General features: G+C 59.8%; 15 protein-coding genes and 1 pseudogene. 10 read left to right on the forward strand and 6 right to left on the reverse strand.

Annotated elements, in window-relative coordinates:
- Positions 1-6: 6 nt before the first annotated feature.
- From V0Z78_RS11605 to V0Z78_RS11625, 5 genes are all read left to right on the forward strand, one after another.
- Positions 7-1,959 carry an AAA family ATPase gene (locus V0Z78_RS11605; protein WP_336344793.1) on the forward strand — a complete coding sequence of 651 codons (1,953 nt, stop codon included), beginning with the start codon at positions 7-9 and terminating at the stop codon, positions 1,957-1,959.
- 1 nt (position 1,960) lies between these two features.
- Positions 1,961-2,374, forward strand: a complete 414-nt coding sequence (locus tag V0Z78_RS11610; protein WP_336344794.1) for a hypothetical protein — start codon at positions 1,961-1,963, stop codon at positions 2,372-2,374.
- Positions 2,375-2,541: 167 nt separating this feature from the next.
- Complete coding sequence (locus tag V0Z78_RS11615; protein ID WP_336344795.1) at positions 2,542-4,764, forward strand: sensor histidine kinase; 2,223 nt, start codon at positions 2,542-2,544, stop codon at positions 4,762-4,764.
- A complete protein-coding gene (locus tag V0Z78_RS11620) occupies positions 4,761-5,843 on the forward strand; it encodes a hypothetical protein (RefSeq protein WP_336344796.1) in 1,083 nt (360 codons plus the stop codon). Before V0Z78_RS11615 ends, V0Z78_RS11620 begins: the two co-directional genes overlap by 4 nt.
- 7 nt (positions 5,844-5,850) lie before the next feature.
- On the forward strand, positions 5,851-6,636 hold the full coding sequence (locus V0Z78_RS11625; RefSeq protein ID WP_336344797.1) for a hypothetical protein: 786 nt from the start codon (positions 5,851-5,853) through the stop codon (positions 6,634-6,636).
- A 130-nt stretch (positions 6,637-6,766) separates the two neighbouring features.
- Here V0Z78_RS11625 and V0Z78_RS11630 read toward each other — a convergent pair whose 3' ends face one another.
- Both V0Z78_RS11630 and V0Z78_RS11635 read right to left on the reverse strand, forming a co-directional pair.
- Positions 6,767-7,207, reverse strand: coding sequence for a hypothetical protein (locus V0Z78_RS11630; protein ID WP_336344798.1), 441 nt, complete (start codon positions 7,205-7,207; stop codon positions 6,767-6,769).
- A gap of 295 nt (positions 7,208-7,502) precedes the next feature.
- Positions 7,503-8,120 carry a hypothetical protein gene (locus V0Z78_RS11635; protein WP_336344799.1) on the reverse strand — a complete coding sequence of 206 codons (618 nt, stop codon included), beginning with the start codon at positions 8,118-8,120 and terminating at the stop codon, positions 7,503-7,505.
- Between the two features lie 487 nt (positions 8,121-8,607).
- Between V0Z78_RS11635 and V0Z78_RS11640 the strand changes: the two genes are divergently transcribed.
- On the forward strand, positions 8,608-9,792 hold the full coding sequence (locus tag V0Z78_RS11640) for a tyrosine-type recombinase/integrase (RefSeq protein WP_336344800.1): 1,185 nt from the start codon (positions 8,608-8,610) through the stop codon (positions 9,790-9,792).
- A 487-nt stretch (positions 9,793-10,279) separates the two neighbouring features.
- On the opposite strand, the gene V0Z78_RS11645 is transcribed toward V0Z78_RS11640, so the two are convergent.
- A complete protein-coding gene (locus V0Z78_RS11645) occupies positions 10,280-10,909 on the reverse strand; it encodes a cupin domain-containing protein (RefSeq protein WP_336344801.1) in 630 nt (209 codons plus the stop codon).
- A gap of 1,053 nt (positions 10,910-11,962) precedes the next feature.
- Complete coding sequence (locus V0Z78_RS11650) at positions 11,963-12,826, reverse strand: GNAT family N-acetyltransferase (protein ID WP_336344802.1); 864 nt, start codon at positions 12,824-12,826, stop codon at positions 11,963-11,965.
- A 185-nt stretch (positions 12,827-13,011) separates the two neighbouring features.
- On the opposite strand from V0Z78_RS11650, the pseudogene V0Z78_RS19055 reads away from it, so the two are divergent.
- The 3 genes and pseudogenes from V0Z78_RS19055 to V0Z78_RS11665 all read left to right on the forward strand — a co-directional run.
- Positions 13,012-13,191: pseudogene (locus V0Z78_RS19055) on the forward strand (pyridoxal-phosphate dependent enzyme); the annotation flags it as partial.
- Between the two features lie 17 nt (positions 13,192-13,208).
- Complete coding sequence (locus tag V0Z78_RS11660) at positions 13,209-14,372, forward strand: hypothetical protein (RefSeq protein ID WP_336344804.1); 1,164 nt, start codon at positions 13,209-13,211, stop codon at positions 14,370-14,372.
- Positions 14,373-14,465: 93 nt separating this feature from the next.
- On the forward strand, positions 14,466-15,287 hold the full coding sequence (locus V0Z78_RS11665; protein WP_336344805.1) for a PIG-L deacetylase family protein: 822 nt from the start codon (positions 14,466-14,468) through the stop codon (positions 15,285-15,287).
- A 12-nt stretch (positions 15,288-15,299) separates the two neighbouring features.
- On the opposite strand, the gene V0Z78_RS11670 is transcribed toward V0Z78_RS11665, so the two are convergent.
- Positions 15,300-16,520: an aminotransferase class V-fold PLP-dependent enzyme gene (locus V0Z78_RS11670; RefSeq protein ID WP_336344806.1), complete on the reverse strand. Its 1,221-nt coding sequence runs from the start codon at positions 16,518-16,520 to the stop codon at positions 15,300-15,302.
- The gene (locus V0Z78_RS11675; protein ID WP_336344807.1) at positions 16,517-17,251 is read right to left on the reverse strand and encodes a fumarylacetoacetate hydrolase family protein; all 735 of its coding nucleotides are present in this window, start codon (positions 17,249-17,251) and stop codon (positions 16,517-16,519) included. Before V0Z78_RS11675 ends, V0Z78_RS11670 begins: the two co-directional genes overlap by 4 nt.
- A gap of 278 nt (positions 17,252-17,529) precedes the next feature.
- On the opposite strand from V0Z78_RS11675, the gene V0Z78_RS11680 reads away from it, so the two are divergent.
- A complete protein-coding gene (locus tag V0Z78_RS11680) occupies positions 17,530-18,576 on the forward strand; it encodes an NAD-dependent epimerase/dehydratase family protein (protein ID WP_336344808.1) in 1,047 nt (348 codons plus the stop codon).

An 18,576-nucleotide genomic window follows, 5' to 3' on the forward strand; every position in this document is an offset into this window, starting at 1 on the left:
TTGTCGATGCAGCTTCGCCATATCGAAATCACCAATTTCCGGCCGTACCGGGCAGCCGAAGTCGATTTGACTGATGCGGACGGCCATATCCACATCATTGAGGGACCACAAGGCGCTGGAAAGACCAGCTTCCATCGGGCAGTCCAGTGGGGGCTGTACGGCGGTGAAGGCCCGACTACGAACTACAAGACGAACTGGAACGAAACCGCCCGGGAAGAAGGCAACGAGCGGATGGGTGTCCGGATCAAGTTCGAAGAGGAGGGCCGCGATCACATCCTTCACCGAGAGATAGATCGGTTCAACCATAACCGCAAGGAAGCTCATGAGAAACGGGTGCTGATCATCGACGGTGCTACCCGACGGGAAGGCGAGAATGCGGACGAATACATCCGTGACCTGCTGCCCGAGCAACTGAAGGATTTCTTCTTTCTGGACGGTGAGATGATCCAGAACCTGATCGATGACGACACCGGGGTTGAGGTAAAGGAGGACATCGAGACGGTTCTGAAACACGAGGCAATCATCAATGCCCGTGAGGATCTGCAGTCACTGATCAAGGATCGGTACGAGCCGGAACGTGACCGGATCGAAAACGAGCGTGATGAGCGCAGCGAACTTGACGACCGTATCAGTGATTTGCGGGGGGAACGCCGCGAGCTCCGGGAGCGCCGCGAGGAACTGCGCGAAGAAAGGCAAGAGGTTGCGGACAATATTGAAGAGACCCGAGAGGAACTGGAGCAATACAACGAGGAGTTGATTGAGGAGCTGAATACGTACGACGAGGAGATCCGAGATCTGGAACGCGAACAGCGTGAGACCGCAGAGCAGATGAAGGAGTCTTGGGAGGAGATCCATGTCGGCATCCTGTCCAGGCCGATAGAAGAAGCGCAAGAGCAGCTGCGGGAACAGGAGGAACACTACGAGGAGTTGCGGTCGACGCTCCAGAAACAAGATCTCGTCCAACGACTGCAGCAGCAGGTTCAGAAGGAAGGTGAGTGCCCGATCTGCGGAAACGACCACGTCCAGGATGTTCCTGATGTCAGTTTCAAAGACGAAATTGAGGAGTCGGAGGTAGAGCTGACGCGGAGGATTACGGACTGCCGAGAGAAGCATCGGCGGCTGGCAAATGCGCCGCGACCGGATGTCTCCCCGGTCAAGGCGGCCAACCGGGTGCAAGAACTCCGGGAGGAAATCCGGACGAAAGAGCAGGAACAGGACGAACTGTTGCAGGAGTACGGTGGCCGGCCGCAGGAAGGGCAAAAGGAGCAATACGAAGAGATGCTGCGGAGTCTGAACCGAAAGCAGGAGAATCTCGACGAGGAGTGGGACGAGGTCCGTGGACGCATCCAAGAACTGGACGACGAAATCGAGCAGAAGCGAAATGAGAAGCAGCGAAAGGACGGCGAACAGGCGTATAAGCGGATCCGGGCGAAGATCAAAGCGGCCGAGATGGCGATCGACCATCTCGACGCGATCCGCCACGAGCACATCCAGCAGAAACGCGATAACATCAAGGAGGAGATGAACGCGGTGTTCAAGCAGGTGTCGCAGTCGGAGTTCATCAAGGGCCGGTACGAGGGTATCGATTTCCGGGGCGAACCCGGGGATGAGGATTCCTTCGTGCTGGAGCTAATCAAGCAAGGCGGGGAACGCAAAGCAATGGACGACCGACCGCCGTCCGCCGGTGAGGCCCAACTCACAGCCCTGAGTTTTATTTTTGGATTGAACGAGTGGGCTAAGTATTCGACCACAATCGTCTTTGACACGGTGGCTGGCCGGCTTGACCTGCAGAACAGTAAGGCACAGGGTGACTTCTTCACCACGTTGGATGAAGGATTGATCCTGCTCGTGACGGACGCGGAGCTGCAGAAGCTGCGGCCGGCGATCAAAGCAGATATCGGAAAGCACTATCGGATCCGGCCAGATGCAGAGATGAATTCGAAACTGGAGGTGAAGTAGGATGCCGAACGGGAGTTTCGACGATATCGAAGGCGGGTTCACGATCCGTGCCAGTCGGGATGCCTGGGAGACCGTTCGGAAGGATATCTTCGAAGAGTTTCAGGGCGAGGACGTGAGCATCAATACTGGCCGGGTTGTAGATGCGGCGATCGCAGTCGGGATTGCTGAGGAGGAGATGCGGGAGTCGAGTGGGCCAGATCCATATCGGACGTCGACGGAGTCGGTCGATCCGTACGATGCGCTGAAGACGTTAATTGAGATCCGGCATCCAGATCGGGATGCGAATAGGCTGCAGGAGGCGATGATACAATATTTCGAGGGCGGATTGCAAGTGATCTCGGAAGAGATCGAGGAGAACGGATACTTCGACTACGAGCAGTATCTGTCGGACGAAATTTCCGGCGCTGAACTCTGACTGAGGGCGTGTTACTGCTATTCGTTCCGTTCTGATTGGCTGTCGATGTTCGGCAGTTGGATATCTAGTTCTTGCTGTGACAACCACTTCGCTATCTGGTGAGTCTACCCTCGAACGGCCGACTACAATATTTATTAGCTACGGCCATCGTAGACTACGCAACTACCATGTCTGAGTCCCAGCAAATCATCAAGCAGGAGCAAACGCGATTCTCCAGCGACAGCCAACTCCTGTCAGAGCTGGGAGAACGTCTGATCGCCACCCGCCACGTTGCCCTCGCCGAACTTATCAAGAACGCCTACGATGCTGACGCAACACGATGCAACATCTGGCTCGAAAACGATGACAACGAACTCGTTATCAAAGACGACGGCCACGGAATGACCGAGGCGGAATTCGAGGACTTCTGGATGACCATTGCCACCTCGAACCGGGATAGAAACCCCGAATCACGGCGATACGGCCGAGAAGTCCAGGGTTCTAAAGGTGTCGGCCGGTTCGCCGTACGGAATCTCGGACTGTTCCTCGAACTCCGGACCGTCGCTTATGACGAAGACGCTGACGAGTACCGCCGCCTCGTCGCCAATTTCGATTGGGAAGAGTTTGAAAGCGGGACCGGACTCCAGGAAATGGAAATCCGCTACCGGATCGAGGTCGACGCAACCGCAGAAGAGGAAGGAACAACCCTCCAGATCTCCGATCTACAGGACGACTGGACCGACAAGGAACTCAAAGAAGTCTCGGACAAGGTACTTGACATCGTCTCGGCCCCGTACGAATCCTCACCCTCAGAAATTGAGGGAAGCGGCGATGAAGACCCCGGCTTCAACGTCTACTTCGCCCCGCCTGGCAAAGGCTCACCGCGAACCAGCGTGGCACAGGAGATTTACGACCGGTACGTCGCCAAGATCGAGATCAGCATCGACCACAACACGCTAACCTATGAGTATGACTACAAGGATGGCGAGTTCCGCACCTACAAATATGAACTCGATGAGAATCTCGTCGGCGACATCGACGGCGAAATCCGGTGGATACCAAACCGGAAAGGCGTATTAGCTGAGATGAGGACCGCCGACGGACGAAAAGCCCGTAGCTGGCTAAGAGATAACGGCGGCGTCCGCGTCGTCGACAACAACTTTCGTATGCCACCGTATGGAGACCAAGGCAACGACTGGCTCGGTCTCTCCCAGTCGCAGGCCCGACGCGCCCGGAACTGGGAGTCACCTGTCACCAAGGCGTTGTTTCCGGAAGGTGACCGAGAAATCTCTGAAAGCCAGGCCATGCTGCAGCTGCCGCGAAAAAGCCAGCTTCTCGGCGCGGTCCAAGTCTCCAGTTACCGGTCCCAGGAAGCTGCCAGCGCGATGTTGAAAGACCGGCTTATGCCGGCGATGGACCGACAGGGATTCGTCGAGAACGACGCCTACGAACAACTCGTCGACATCACGCGGGGCAGCCTCGAAATCCTCGGGGTAATCGACCGGCTCGAACAACAAAAGCAGAAGACGGAGAAAGCCAAGGAAAAAAAGGACGAGACGAAGTCGGTGATCGATTCGACCAGGGATTACGTCCAGGAAAGCGACGATATCGAGGAATCTGCGCGGGAGGAGTTGCTCTACCAGGTTGAGGACATCGAGTCTCAGGTGGAGGAGACCCACGAAGCCCAGAAAGAGGCACGGGAAGCCGTCGAGTCGATGAACCTGCTCGGTGTCGTATCCGCGTTCATGAGTCACGAGACGACCCTGATCCTGGATTCGGCCCGAGATATGCTGGATCGTTGGAAGCAGGTCCCCTCAGAGAACCGGAGCGACGAGTTTCAGGAGCGGATCGAGCAGACAGAGCAAGCGGTCGAAGATTTCGAAAACCATCTACGCTATGCGAAGATGTTCCTCCAGCAGATTTCGGAGGGCGAGGACTCTCAGTTCCAGCCAAAGCCGCAGGTTACCAAGATTATCGAGAACTTCGAACGGTATACCGATCAACGCAGAATCGAGGTAGAGAACGCGATTCCGTTCGGGCTGGAGACGCCCGAAGTGAACGTCGGGCTCTACACCGGCGTTCTGATCAACCTATATACTAACGCTATCAAAGCCGTCGTAGAGGACGGAATCGGGGACGATGGTCGTCATGTACGGTTCGAAGCTGAGAACACTAGTAACTGGCACAAGATTCGGGTAATCGATAACGGCGTCGGCATCTCAGAAGAGGAACGGACCCGGATCTTCGAGCCAATGTATTCAACAACTAACGTGGAAGGACCGACGAGTGTTGGCACAGGGCTCGGTCTATACATCGTGCAACAGGTAATTGAACGCGCTGGCGGCGAAATCGCCTTGGTTGAGCCACCGAACGGATTTGAAACTGCGTTCGAGGTGAGGTTACCACGATGACAGCATTCGACGACCGGGTCCTGGTGTTTGAAGACCGAGACGATAATTACGAGGAGATCCGGGCACCCCTCGAAAGGACATTGCCGGACGGACTGACGCTCGAACGGTTCAACCATGATATGCCGATAGAATCGAACGAAGTCCTACATGAACTAGAAGATCGGGTCAAAGACCCACATTTTCCTTTACTCATCATCCTTGACTATGATTTGACAGTGGCGTATAACCAAATCCGGCGGGAACACGTACGGCAGCTCTGTGAAGACCACGATCTACCACTCTGTATCTACCACCGTATCAACTCCACGCCCGAGGACAGACTGCAGGTACAGGAATACGAGGAGGACCGGATCAAGATCAATCCCAGCAAGGGTGCGGAGGAGGTCGCTCGCGACGCGGCGAACATCGCCAAAGGATTTGACCAGATTAGGCACTCGTTGGCCGAAGCGCTTGGAAACGAGTCCCGGCCAGCCATACCGGAGATTCTGGATGCGCCACGCAATGTCCGTGGAAAACTGGACCAGTATTCATGGGGGAATCCCGGTGCATTGATGGGCGGTGGCCCGAACATGGACCAGGACGCTCTCATCCGCCGGTCGACCACCCATCTAGGGTACTGGATCCGCAACGAACTCCTCGAGTTCCCGGGCGCCCTGCTCAACTCGGTCGCTCTGGCTGCTTACTTGGATGTCGACCACGACGCATTACGCGAAGACCCGCAGTACCAAGAGCCGTTCAACGATGCCCTGTACAACGGCCCGTTTGCAGAGCTCGGTCGGTGGTGGTGGACGCCGAAGATCGACGAAATTCGGGCATTGCATATGACTGAAGATGATACGGAGATGCCGCTAGGTCAGGTCATCTTCGAGCGATTGAAGTTGCCAGAAATCGGGCGGGCAATCTGTCACGACGGTGAATCGGAAAACCACGGTGGCGCCCGGTATTACTGTATAATCAAAGAAGAACCAGTGTGCGAGGAGCATTCGAAGAATCCTGAAGGATGGATCCCGATGGGTGCTACCCGTTCGCGAATTTCGCGGGATGAGCTTGCCAGACTGGAACCCTGGACGCTGAGCTAACCCTACAATGTCTAGAGAACCCGTCAATCTGGAGAGTGAGGACTTATATCAGATTAAGCAAGCCTACGGGTCGTTCTGGGATATGTTCCAGAGTTCGCAAGGCGTGAAAGCCGAGGGGAACTCCGACGATATCCAGGTCATGTTGGATGACGGAGATGTTCGAGTCGAGATCCCGGGTTATTTCAAGATCAGTGAACTGCAGTACCGGCGGGACAGGTCTGATGACCTGTGCGATGTCTGTTTCCAGCCGGAGCTACTTATCCATGGTCGAGAATACGATGGTGGTCTCCGGTATGAGATCGGGAAGTCAACCACGCGGGTCTCGTATATCCGGAGGCAAGGCAACCGGCAAGCCGATGGCCGGTTCCGGGCTGAGATCAAACAGGGAATGCACTACGACTTCGAGGCAGAGCCGGACGCACGGCATCCGATTTTCCACGTGCAGTATGATCCGACAGCGATCGATCCAGGAATGCTCAGCGAGGAGTACGAGGTTATGAATGCGAACGAGATAGCGGGCGAACACCCGGATTTCCCGCGTATTCCGTCTCCGCCGATGGATTTCGCCGGTATCCTCTATCTAATTATTAAGGATCACGAGCAGGGAGAGAACGCGACGTGGCCAAATAAAGTGTTAGAGTTCTTGCGGGATCTTCCGACGTTTCCGAAATGGTGTTTCGATCCGAATCCCCAAGCCGGGAATGAGATGATTCCGGAGTGGTGGTACGTCCATGCCGATGGGGGACCTCACGTTCCTGAGGCCATCATTAATGTACGATGCACTGATCGATAGTACAATATACAACGATCAATATGAGTCTCCGTATTAATAGAAAAGATCATACGATCTGATTCAGTTTCCACTGCAAAATAGTATTAGAAGACTCTTCAGCATTCATGTCCTGATGCTTGTTAGCATCAACTTAGACGTTATCTGATTTATCGAAAACATCCAAATTGTTCAGTTCACTCATGATCTGTCGGTCGATTCTGTTGACAGGCTGATTCTCAGGTCGTTCTACCTCAATCTCAATGAGTTCACCGTCGCTGCTCTTAGTGTGAGTTTTCTTCACAATCCCATTACGGACTTGGATCCCTCGCGCTCGCCACACGGCGTATTCCGAGACGCAGATTTCAAGGAGTTTGTTGGCCTTGGCGGTCCCATCTTCGAATGGGGCGTCCTCAAGATAGCTCTCGAACTTCGCTTGGACCCACTGGTAGTTCTCGGGCTCCTCGCGTTCGAGGTACTCAAGGAGATTATCGGGCTGGCTATACAGGCCGTGTTTCATCGCATTCTGGTTCTCAGACGGCGCTCCACCACCTGCATTCCCCTTCGCAAAGTCATTACCTTCAGGTGCTGGCATGGTGTCTGAAGTGTTTGTTTCTAATCTCGGGAGAACCATCTGTCTTTCGACGAATTTGGGGGGAGTTAATGGACGATATCGACAAGTAACATCGGTTTGACCCCGTTTCTCGATAAAACCTGCTGGGTCTAAAACAGGATCCCTCCCTCATGCGGCGCGCACAGAGGGGCACCAGTAGGCGCGCCGACTAAGCGCACTCCTGAACACGGATTCTACTTATAGGAATTTCAATAGAATGTCTACGTTCTCTTGTTCTATATCCTCTATTTGGCGTATCCTGGCCGGCTCTCATTGATTATTCGAAGGTTCGTTCAAGCCGCCGGGCATTGGCATCACCATATTCTTTCTTACTAATAGTTCCGGAGTGAAGCAGGAGGTCGAGTTGATCACGAGAAAGACGGCTCAAATCGCCTTCTGCAAGTGATTCGAGGTCTTCCCCCCGGTCTACGGTAATGGACACGTCAACATCTGCTTCTACACCCTCGCGACTTGATATTGCTTGTTCTATACCACGAGAGATAGTCCCTTGCAGCCGCTGAGCACGTCGGTCGGGAGACTCGGCTTCAGTGCCTGGACCATCCTTTACAAGATCTGAAGCGATGAGTGGATTCTCGGGTTGTGCAGCATATAAAAATCCAGCTAAGGAGTGTAATGGCTCTACTCGATCTTCGTCATCGGTTCGGATTTTCTCCATCTCTTTGTGGGGGAACGTATGGACCAGCAACAAGAAGTCCCAAGACGCCGCCCTGATCCGATGGCGGATTCGTCTGAGCAAGGCACGTTCACTACTGCCGGTGAGGTCACGCTCCCCGAAAAAATACTCCCGTTGTGCTGGCGTAAGTACTGATGCGGGTGAGTCATGGTATGCTTCACCAAAAGTTCGAAATGGTATCTCTCCGTTCTCGTCAGGCATGTTCGCTATAGCGAACCCAGGGGATATATATTTACCGACCTCATAGGAAGGAGTATGCCCATTGCCGGCACGACGATCGGGCCAGTTACGCCCGACACGCGGGACCGACTCGCAGACTACCGGGATGCAGAAGGTCACCCACACTACGAGGCAGCAATCAACGCACTGCTTGAGGAGTATTCCGGCCGGCAAGATTGAGGCATATAATCTGATAGACAATGATGTCACTGAAAAATAATTGGACAAATGACCGCGGGAGCGCACGAGTCTGGCAGGACTTCGCTCCTATCGCGGTCAAAGTGAATCGCACGGACGAAGGCGCTGGAGTAGGCCTTCTACTGGGATGTAGACTCCCGTGGTTGAATACTCTTACTCCCTGCGCCCGGTCAACCGCAATCCAGGTCGTCGGAGGTGACTTGATTGCATGAGTACCGACGATCGGCGAAGTACTTTCCCTAATGCGCGGACACGCTACCGACGGGGTGCTATGAACGACGGCCTCGAACCCACGGCGCCTGCCGAGGCAGTGGAGTGGTATCTGGCCGAACGCGACCCCGAACTCACTGAGAAGTCGCTGCAGAACCACCGGTATCGCCTCTCGCAGTTTCTTGAGTTCTGCGACAAGCACGAGATAGACAACCTGAATCCGCTTACCGGACGCGATCTCCATCGGTTTCGAGTGTGGCGCAACGAGGACATCAAGACTGTCACGCTCCGCGGCGAGTTGCAGACGCTCCGCGTGTTCCTCGAATTCTGCGCGGCGATCGACGCCGTCGAACCGGGGCTGCGCGAGCGGGTGCATCTCCCTGAGATTGATCCGATAGACGAAGCCCGCGATGAACACCTCGCGACCGATCGTGCCGAGACGATTCTTGGCCACCTCGATCGGTTTGCCTATGCGAGTCGGGATCACGTCCTCGTCGCGATCCTCTGGCACACGGGTATCCGATTAGGGAGTCTCCGCGCATTCGATGTTGGAGACTTCGATCCGGACGCAATGTGTCTTGACCTCCGGCACCGGCCGGAGACGGGGACGCCCCTCAAGAACAAGCAGGCGGCCGAACGGTCGATTGCTGTCGGGCCGCACTACTGCGACGTGATCGAGGACTACCTCGACCACAGCAGAGAGAAGGTGACTGATGAGCACGGACGGCGACCGCTCATCAGCAGCTCGCAGGGACGGCTGAGCGAGGGCGCGATCCGCGAGACGGTCTACCGGGTCACCCAACCATGCGAGATGGGCGAGTGTCCCCACGACCGCGATCCCGACACTTGCGAGGTACGAACGCACGGGAAGCGAGCCGGGTGCCCATCCTCGCGATCGCCGCATGGGATCCGGCGCGGATCCATTACGAACCATCTGCGCGAGGGCGCGATCCGCGAGACGGTCTACCGGGTCACCCAACCATGCGAGATGGGCGAGTGTCCCCACGACCGCGATCCCGACACTTGCGAGGTACGAACGCACGGGAAGCGAGCCGGGTGCCCATCCTCGCGATCGCCGCATGGGATCCGGCGCGGATCCATTACGAACCATCTGCGCGAGGGAACGCCTCAAGAGGTGGTTTCAGATCGCGCGAACGTCTCGAAGGATGTTCTTGATCTACACTACGATGAGCGTACCGAGCGCGAGAAGATGCAGATTCGTCGCGACTTTATCGAGGGAGCGTAGACAATGGCGAACTCCACTCCACTGCAGCACGGTGAACGTTCTACCGTAGCCTCGGCAGGCACTCGTATTGACGTAGCCCCGGCGAGTCCATGCGCTTCGCGCGTTCTCCGCCATCCCGTAGACGGCATAGCGATAGCCACGTTATACGGCCTGTTTTTCATAGAGGGTTCACTCCTACAAGAGCGATAGATTGGCGTTTTAGCTCGTAGAAATACGAATTTTCTGCAAGGGTTTCCCTCTCTTCGTGACAACTGTCATCCAATCGATGTCGCGACCTTCTCTTGCTGCGCTTCCCGTGTCGTCCAGCCCTCGAACCAAATCGTATGGGGTTGATGTGTTCGCTGTAGAGGGAAGTAACGCTACGAACTGTGATCTACCCCCTGTCAGGAACCGCGTGTTGAATAGAGGACGTCTGCAGCGATGACCACTGCCTACCGCTCGCGTTCGAGGCTACTCAAGCAGCACGAATAATAAGGGAGTCGAACCGTCAACAGTCGACCGGCTCGACCCACTCCGTTGCGGGTTCCCCATCGGGGATACCTAAGAAGGTCGCATAGGCCACCGCTCCGTCGTCACTGTCTGCGATGTGGATCTCTCCAGGATCGAAGAACGACTCGCCCGCCGAGTAGGTACGAGGGACACAATCATGTTCCCACGTGACCTCGATTTCACCCTCGACCACGTTGACGATGACGACCCCTGGGTGCCGGTGCCAACCAGACGTTCCACCCTCCGTCCAGGTCACCTCGGCGACGATAACGGTTGACGCATCGTCCAATTCGACGACGATGGGACACTCATCACTATCGTCGGCAAACGTGAGGTCAAACGTCGCCGCCAGCTCATCGGGAAACGGTGCATGTGGGGCAATCACGTCAACCTCGAAGCCATCGGGTTCGTCAACCTCGGGTTCTTCGTCCTCCACGTCTCCGTACTCGTCATCGATGTCGACGTCGTCATCGTCGTCTTCATGTTGGGCGGCGGCTGCGGTCCCGGTTAGCGCTCCGCCACCCAGGGCAACTACGCCGGCCGCCTTCATGATGGTGCGGCGACTTACGCCGTATAGGGTCTCGATACGATTCTCAGATCGCTTTCCTAATGGATCGTCTTCTGTCATTGTCTTCTAAACTTTCGCTCCGTGCTTAGTCCCTTTTCAAGGGAGAAGCGATTCGGTCACTGAGACCGGTCTTCATTGCGATGTGTAGGAGAACCCGCTCAGCGAGTCCCAGTCGCTGCTTCTCCCCCACCACGCATGTATTGTCAACCCAATCATAGATATAGTTATGGTATAATATACCATGGTAATGCCCTTGTGTCCTTTTCTCTGTACCAACCGATCACCACTTCTTTGTGAGTGGGTATTGGTGCTACTGAATACGCGCTACCTCTTCAGTACGCCTTTCCTGACCTCTTCGATGGGTGTTATATTTCTCGGCAGTACGAGCTTCTGATGAATCGAGGCGGTCTGATTTCGACCGTAGACGGTGGATCCTTTTCGTCGGGAACGAGCGCTGGCTAGTAGGACTGAATATCTGATACCGGAAACCGTCAAATCAGGTGGCTGTCACGATCAGAATTGAACGGAGCGAATTTCGTGTGAATTGATGCGTAGATGGTACAACATCTGGTATAACGGAATGAATGGAGAATCACCTCCAACGGATACGAGCGTGGTTCGGAAACCCGTGAGGAGGCGGCTGCACTCTCCGAGGAGTGGTTACCGAAAAGCTAAACCCGTCGTGCCGTCCGATGCACCGACTACTCCTATCGAATCGATACCCCTGTAACGATGTCAGTGCTCTCGCATTCGGGGCATTGGGTTAGCTGGCCCAGCTTCGGCACGTCAACCGAAAGCCACTCGTCTCCACCTGAATCGGCCTGGAACCCGCAGGTCAGACACCGGGATCGGGGCTGTTGTTCAGTGGCCATGTGTGACCATAGCACACCAGGCTCTATAGTTGTTTCTTCCACAGGAGTGACCTCGTGGATCGTCATCCCGCCATACCTTGCTCCGTCTGCGGTCGTACCTCGTTCCCGCTCGGTGCGCATCCGACCAAGTACGAAAACGGGCATCCATTAACTGCTGGTCACCCACCCGGGGGATTTCAATATGGAGACAGCGATATCGACACGTTTCTCGTTGCACTCGCTCGGTGTCCGCAACGGCAAATCAGCCGAACGCGAAGTCGAGAAGCGCGTAGACGGCGTCAGTACTGAGTGCCGATTCGGGCCGTGGATAGGTCATACGGACTAACTCCCGATCCCGTGTGAGTCCGACCCTCTCGAGCGAGTCGGAGACGACGGTCCGGTCCGGTGCGTCGACGATGACGTCCTCCCCGTCGAAGTCCGCCCCGACGGCACGAAGCAGGGAGTCGACGGTCTCCGCTCGCCCGGCCACGACCGGGCCGATCTGCCGGTCGGTTCGGCCCGGACGAACGACCGCATAGCCCGTGATCGCCGTCGATTCGCGTGCGACGTACCCGTAGACGTCGGGTTCCTCGAGCAGTTCCCGGAGCAGCACGCTCCGATCCACACCCACCCGTTCGCGATCGAAGCCACGGACGGGGTCGACGTCCTCCGCCGAGATCCGCTCGATTCGCTCCGGGCCGGCTCGATCCTCGGCCGGACGCTCGGCTCGACGAAGCGTGCCCTGCCACCGAGACACGGGCTCGACGGGTTCGAAGCCGTAGTTCCGGTAGATCGGCTCTCCGAGGTGGGTCGCGTCGAGACCGATGACGCTGCCTCCCTTCCGTTCGGCGTACTCCAGGCCGCGCTCGAAGATCCGACTCCCGTACCCCTGACCCCGGTGGCGTTCATCGACGAGCACCATGCCGATCCAGCTGACGTCGGTGCCGTACGTGATCACGGCCGTCGTCGCGACCACCTCGTCGTCGACGACGCCGGCGAAACAGCCCGTCGGGGACAGCCGCAGAAACCGCTTCCAATCGGCTGCTATCTGATTCCAGCCGGCCTGGGTCGACAGGCCTCGTGCAGCGTCGAGGTCGTCCGCGGTCAGTGGCCGTACGTCGAGCATCTCGATCGACGGTCGGTTCCACAGGGCGACTCATAGCTCTGCTGGCCGCTCCGCGGTCTCGTTCGTCGCGCTTCCTCGGAGCGTCTGCCTCCTGGCCTGACCCTCGGCGAGCGTGTCCGCTTCCGCGATCGGTCCTTCGCCCACGTTCGGTGGATTCGGACGGTACCCAGGAGGACGAGACCCATCCGATCGTCGCCGGTCAGAGAACGCTGGGGCTCGAACTCGTGGAGGACGTCCCGGACGTGGACGCGGTCGTCGTACCGATCGGCGGCGGGCTGATCGACGGGGTCGCGGCGGCGCTCGCCGAGACGCGACCGAACGTGCGGATCGTCGGTGTGCAGGCCGACGAGACTTATGGCGCCGCTCGTCGATCGGACGGAACATGCCGACGCTGTGGACGTATCCGTGGACGCTACACAACGAGGGGATCGACGACGCCTGCGAGCGGATCGTCGACTGCGGGATCGACGGGCTGAACGTGGCTAGCCACTACCACTCCGTCCGATCGATGCAGCCCCGGTCTCCCGACGACCTGTTTCGCGCGTACGGCGGCGGCTGTTACTTCGAGCCCGATGATGCGTTCGACGGGATCCCTATCGTGCCGTCGACGAACCGCGTCGGCTCGTGGGACGATCCGCTGGCGGCGATCGTCGACGGCGCTCGCGATCACGGACTGGCCGTCAACGCGTGGACGGTCTGTCTGCACAACACGCGACTCGGAGCGACCAACCCCGATTACCGCATCGAGAGCGCGTTCGGCGACGCGCACGACCACTCGCTCTGTCCCTCCCGTCCCGAGGTGCGGGACTACTTCGCCGCCGTCGTCGGTTCGATCCACGAGCGAAACGTCGACGAGATCCACCTCGAGTCGGTCGGGTTTCCGAGCGTCCTTCACGGCCACGGTTCGGCGTTCGGTCACGACAAACGCCAGGTAGCGACGACCGATACCGAGACGCTTCTGCTCTCGCAGTGTTTCTGTGGCGGCTGTCGAGCGGCCTCGGAGTCCCATCCGGTCGAGTTCGAGCGGGCGCGGAGACGCGTCCGAGAGCTCCTCCGGCGGTCGTTCGCGGACCCGACGGCTTCGACGCCCTCGCCCGACGAACTCCGCGAGACCGAACCGCTAGTGAGTGAGCTCCTCGACTTCAGGGCGGCCGTCGTCGAACGGCTGCTCGAACGGCTCGCCGACGCCTCGGGGTCGACGCCGCTCAACTACTACGTCGAGGAGGCGTACGGATCGACGCCGCCGAAACTCTCGCTATCGGGCGTGCGGACCGACGCGCTCGAGTCGCACCTCGACCGAGTGACCGGCCTCTGTTACGTCTCCGATCCGGACCTCGTTCGCGAGCGGCTCACGGCGCTCGAGCGTGCCGTCGATCTCCCGGTCGACGCCGGGCTCACGCTCGATCCCGCCGTCGTCGATCGGCGCGAACGGTTGGAGGAGCTCGTCAGCGCGGTCCGTTCGACCACCGACGGGACGATCGCCCTCTACCACCACTCGCTGGCGAGCGAGACGCATCTCGGGTGGCTGGCCGACCTCTTCGCCTGACGGGCCTTCATTCCGTTCTCCGACCGGGCCCTCGAAGCCCGCTTCGATCCCGTCGGTCGGAAGACTTTCATCGTCCGTCGTAGTCCGGCACCTATGTCTCGTCGGCTGCTGGTCATCGGCGCACACCCTGACGATCCCGACATCCGGGCCGGCGGACTCGCCTGCTCGTGTGCCGACGCCGGACACGACGTCCGGTTCGTCTCGATGACCGATGGACGCGGAGGACACCACGAACGATACGGCCCGGAACTCGTCGACCGGCGGCGGCGGGAGGCGGCGGCCGCCGCCGAGGTGGCCGGCATCGAGTATCGGATCCTCGATACCCCTGATGGACGTCTCGAACCGACGCTCGAAAACCGCGAACGGGTCATCCGGCTGATCCGCGAGTACGACCCCGACGTCGTCCTCACCCACCGGACGAACGACTACCACCCCGATCACCGCTACACGTCGCGGCTCGTTCGCGACGCGGCGTACATGGTCACCGTTCCGGCCGTCCGTCCCGACGTGCCGGCGCTCGAGTCGAACCCAGTCTTCGCCTACCTCTCCGACGCGTTCGAGCGGCCCTACCCGTTCACGCCCGACGTGCTCGTTCCGATCGGCGAGGCGATGGTCGAGCGGAAGTACGACATGCTCGACTGCCACGAGTCCCAGATGTACGAGTGGCTACCGTACACCGAGGGCGAACTCGACGCGGTTCCCGACGATCCCGAGGAGCGACGCGACTGGCTGGCGACGGACCCGATCTCGGGGCTCGAGGAGATGCGAAGCACGGCCGACCGGTTCCGCGATCGGCTGGTCGACCGCTACGGCAAGGACCGCGGTCACGCGATCGAGTACGCCGAGGCGTTCGAGATCTCGGAGTACGGCGGTGAGCTCACGCCGGCGCTCGCCGACGACCTGTTCTCGTTCTAGTCCTCGATTCGCCTACTCCGGATCGACGTGTGCGGCGATGCGTTCGACCACGTACTCGACCTGCTCGTCGAGGAGACAGCGCGGGTTGATCGTGAAGCACGACCGGTGGACGTCGTCGGCACCCACGAACACGCGCGGGCTCTCCCGGCGGAGGTTCGAGACGAGTTCGACGGTATCGATCGCCGATCGCTCCTCGTCGACCCCCACGACGACCGTCGAGACGGCGTCGGTCTTCCCCGCGTTCGCTAGCTCGACCTCCAGGCCGTCGACGGTCTCGAGGGCGGCGGCGATCCGCTCGGCGCGGTCGTGCCACTCCGCGAGGACGGCCTCGTCGTCCTGTTCGGCGAACGCGTCGAGCGCGGCGATGAGACCCACCAGTTCCTCCTTGCCGATCTTCATCGACCGACCGAGGCCCTGTCGGGGGACGCCGGGCAGTTCGTCGATGGCGACGAGCGACTCCGGCGGGTCGTACACCGGCTCGGAAGCGTGCATGTCGAGGTGCTGGCGCGCGACGGATCGGATCAGCTCCTCGCGCCCCGCGAGGATGCCCGAGGACTGCGGACCCCGAATGGCCTTCCCGCCGCTGAACGCGACGAGATCCGCGCCCTGCTCGACGAAGCGCGAGAGGTTCTCCGTCGGCGGTAACTCGGCGGCGGCGTCGACGATCACCGGCACGTCGTGTGCGTGGGCGATCTCGACGACCGCCGACAGCGGTGGCCGCGTGAAGGGTTTCTCCATGTAGGCGACGGCGACCGTCTCCTCGGTAATCGCCGCCTCGAGCTCCCACGGTTCCGTGTTCTCCGAGCCGGTACCGAGGTGGTGGTCGTTCCCGCCCACGTCGACGATCTCGGCGCCGGCGACCCGAATCGCGTGATCGTAGCCGTTTCGGTGGGTTCGCGGCATGACCACCTCGCTGGGGATCCCGTCGGTGTCGGGCAGTCGCGCCATGACCTCGAGGTCGTCGCCGGCGATGCACGCGGCCGTCCCGAGCACGAGCGCGGAGCTCGCGCCGTTGGTGACGTAGCCCGCCTCGGCGCCGGTCACTTCGGCGATACGCTCTGAGGCCGCCGCCTGCAGGTCCGAGAGGCGGACGAACGCCTCCGCGGCGCGGTTCATCGCCTCGAGGGCCTCCTCGCGGATGAGCGTGCCGCCGATCCGGGTCTTGGTGCCGGTCGCGTTGATCACCGAGGGGACGCCGAGTTCGTCGTAGATCGTCTCTCGGCTCGCCGTCATCGGGTCGTCACACGGTTCTCGAGGACGCCAACGCCCTCGAACTCGACCTCCACGACGTCGCCCTCGCCGAGCTCGTCGGGACCGAACGGCGTGCCGGTGGCGACGACGTCGCCGGGCTCGAGCGTGATCAGCTCCGTCACGTCGGCGACCAGTTCGGGGACCGAGAAGATCATGTGCTCGCGGGTGGTCTCCTGTCTCGTCTCGCCGTTCAGTCTGAGGGAGAGGGTCGCGTCCTCGGGAACCTCGTCGGGCGTCGCGACGACCGGTCCCATCGGCAGTGAGGCGTCGAAGGCCTTTCCACGGACCCAGTTGCGCTCCTGCTCCTGGTCGTCACGGTTCGAGATATCGTTGACGCACGTGTAGCCGGCGACGACGTCCATCGCGTCCTCCTCGGACACCGCCCGACACTGCTCGCCGATGACGATGCCGAACTCCGCCTCGAACTCGACGCGTTCCCTCCCTGGCGGCAGTTCGATGGCGTCGCCGTGGGCGACGACGCAGTTCGGCGTCTTCAGGAACAGCTCCGGGCGCTCGGGTCTGTCGTCGAGACCGGACTCCTCGCGGTGGTCCATGTAGCCGCCCGCCTGACAGACGATCTTCGTCGGTTCACACGGCGGGAGGACGTCCACGCTCGCGGGGTCGTACGTCGCGTCGTTCACGACGATGCCGTTATCGGTCCACTCGCCACGCCGGACGTACCCCGTCTGATCGGTAAATCGCACGGTTCGCATTGGCACTCGGGAATCCCCCGGGCGTTAACGCTCTTTCGGTCACTAGACACTCCGCTGATAACAACGACGCGGGGACTCCACGCCCTCCGATGGCTCGATGGCCGTCGGCTCGGAAGGACGGTGGAGCTCCGGCGGTACTCGAACCGTCCCCTGTTCTCGCTCCGAGGTCGGTCACGCGCCCGGTACGGCTTCCGTCTCGCCGAGTCCTCGAGGGGGCAACAGCCTTATGTCGGATCTCACTGTACTCCCGATCCGGGTTGAATACTCGACCGAAACATATGAAATATAAAGACATCCGCACGGAACCGATCTCGACCGAGGAGCAACTGGAGGACGCGCTCTCGGATCCGTACCCGGAGGACGTCGAGTTCGCCCGGCAGCTCGACGGAGACGTCATGATCCTGGGTGCCGCCGGGAAGATGGGGCCGACGCTGTGCAAGCGGGTCCTGCGCGCGGTTCGGGAGGCGGACGCCGACACGACGGTGTACGCGGTCTCGCGATACTCCGACTCCTCGGTGGAGGCCGACCTCCGATCTGCGGGAGCCGAGACGATACGGGCGGACCTCATGGACGACGACGCACTCGCCGCCCTGCCCGAGTGCGAGAACGTGATCTACATGGTCGGCATGAAGTTCGGAACCACCGGCCAGGAGCCGAGGACGTGGGCGATCAACTCCTACCTCCCGGGACGGGTGGCCAGCCGGTTCGACGACTCGCGGATCGTCGCATTGTCGACCGGCAACGTCTACCCGCCGGTCCCCGTCGATTCGGCGGGATCCACCGAGACCGATCCGACGGGGCCGGTCGGCGAGTACGCACAGTCGTGTCTGGGGCGCGAACGCGTCCTCCAGCACTTCGCGAAGGAGAACGGGACGCCCTCGTGTCTGCTGCGGCTGAACTACGCCGTCGAGCTACGCTACGGGGTCCTGATCGACCTCGCGAAGCGGGTCTACGCCGAGGAGCCGGTTCCGCTCGAGATGGGACACGTCAACGTGATCTGGCAGGGCGACGCCAACTCGATCTGCTTCCGGTCGCTGGAGCTGGCGGACTCGCCGGCGGAGATACTGAACATGACGGGAGCAGACGTCCTCTCGGTGCGTCGTCTCGCCGAGCGGTTCGCCGAGGCGTTCGACCGTGACGTGACGTTCAAGGACGAACCGGCGGAGACGGCGCTGCTCAACGACGCCGGCCGCTGTCACGAGCTCTTCGGGGAGCCGAAGGTGCCGGCAGAACGGGTCGTCGACCTCGTGGCGTCGTGGGTCGAACGGGGAGGCACCACGATCGGAAAACCGACGAAGTTCCACGTCCGCGACGGGGCGTTCTGA

The sequence above is a fragment of the Halalkalicoccus sp. CG83 genome (assembly GCF_037081715.1).
In the GTDB taxonomy this organism is placed as follows: domain Archaea; phylum Halobacteriota; class Halobacteria; order Halobacteriales; family Halalkalicoccaceae; genus Halalkalicoccus; species Halalkalicoccus ordinarius.

Coding starts and splice junctions, on each gene's coding strand:
- V0Z78_RS11605 (WP_336344793.1), top strand. CDS start 7: ATGCAGCTTCGCCATATCGAAATCACCAATTTCCGGCCGTACCGGGCA.
- V0Z78_RS11610 (WP_336344794.1), top strand. CDS start 1,961: ATGCCGAACGGGAGTTTCGACGATATCGAAGGCGGGTTCACGATCCGT.
- V0Z78_RS11615 (WP_336344795.1), top strand. CDS start 2,542: ATGTCTGAGTCCCAGCAAATCATCAAGCAGGAGCAAACGCGATTCTCC.
- V0Z78_RS11620 (WP_336344796.1), top strand. CDS start 4,761: ATGACAGCATTCGACGACCGGGTCCTGGTGTTTGAAGACCGAGACGAT.
- V0Z78_RS11625 (WP_336344797.1), top strand. CDS start 5,851: ATGTCTAGAGAACCCGTCAATCTGGAGAGTGAGGACTTATATCAGATT.
- V0Z78_RS11630 (WP_336344798.1), bottom strand. CDS start 7,207: ATGCCAGCACCTGAAGGTAATGACTTTGCGAAGGGGAATGCAGGTGGT.
- V0Z78_RS11635 (WP_336344799.1), bottom strand. CDS start 8,120: ATGCCTGACGAGAACGGAGAGATACCATTTCGAACTTTTGGTGAAGCA.
- V0Z78_RS11640 (WP_336344800.1), top strand. CDS start 8,608: ATGAACGACGGCCTCGAACCCACGGCGCCTGCCGAGGCAGTGGAGTGG.
- V0Z78_RS11645 (WP_336344801.1), bottom strand. CDS start 10,909: ATGACAGAAGACGATCCATTAGGAAAGCGATCTGAGAATCGTATCGAG.
- V0Z78_RS11650 (WP_336344802.1), bottom strand. CDS start 12,826: ATGCTCGACGTACGGCCACTGACCGCGGACGACCTCGACGCTGCACGA.
- V0Z78_RS11660 (WP_336344804.1), top strand. CDS start 13,209: ATGCCGACGCTGTGGACGTATCCGTGGACGCTACACAACGAGGGGATC.
- V0Z78_RS11665 (WP_336344805.1), top strand. CDS start 14,466: ATGTCTCGTCGGCTGCTGGTCATCGGCGCACACCCTGACGATCCCGAC.
- V0Z78_RS11670 (WP_336344806.1), bottom strand. CDS start 16,520: ATGACGGCGAGCCGAGAGACGATCTACGACGAACTCGGCGTCCCCTCG.
- V0Z78_RS11675 (WP_336344807.1), bottom strand. CDS start 17,251: ATGCGAACCGTGCGATTTACCGATCAGACGGGGTACGTCCGGCGTGGC.
- V0Z78_RS11680 (WP_336344808.1), top strand. CDS start 17,530: ATGAAATATAAAGACATCCGCACGGAACCGATCTCGACCGAGGAGCAA.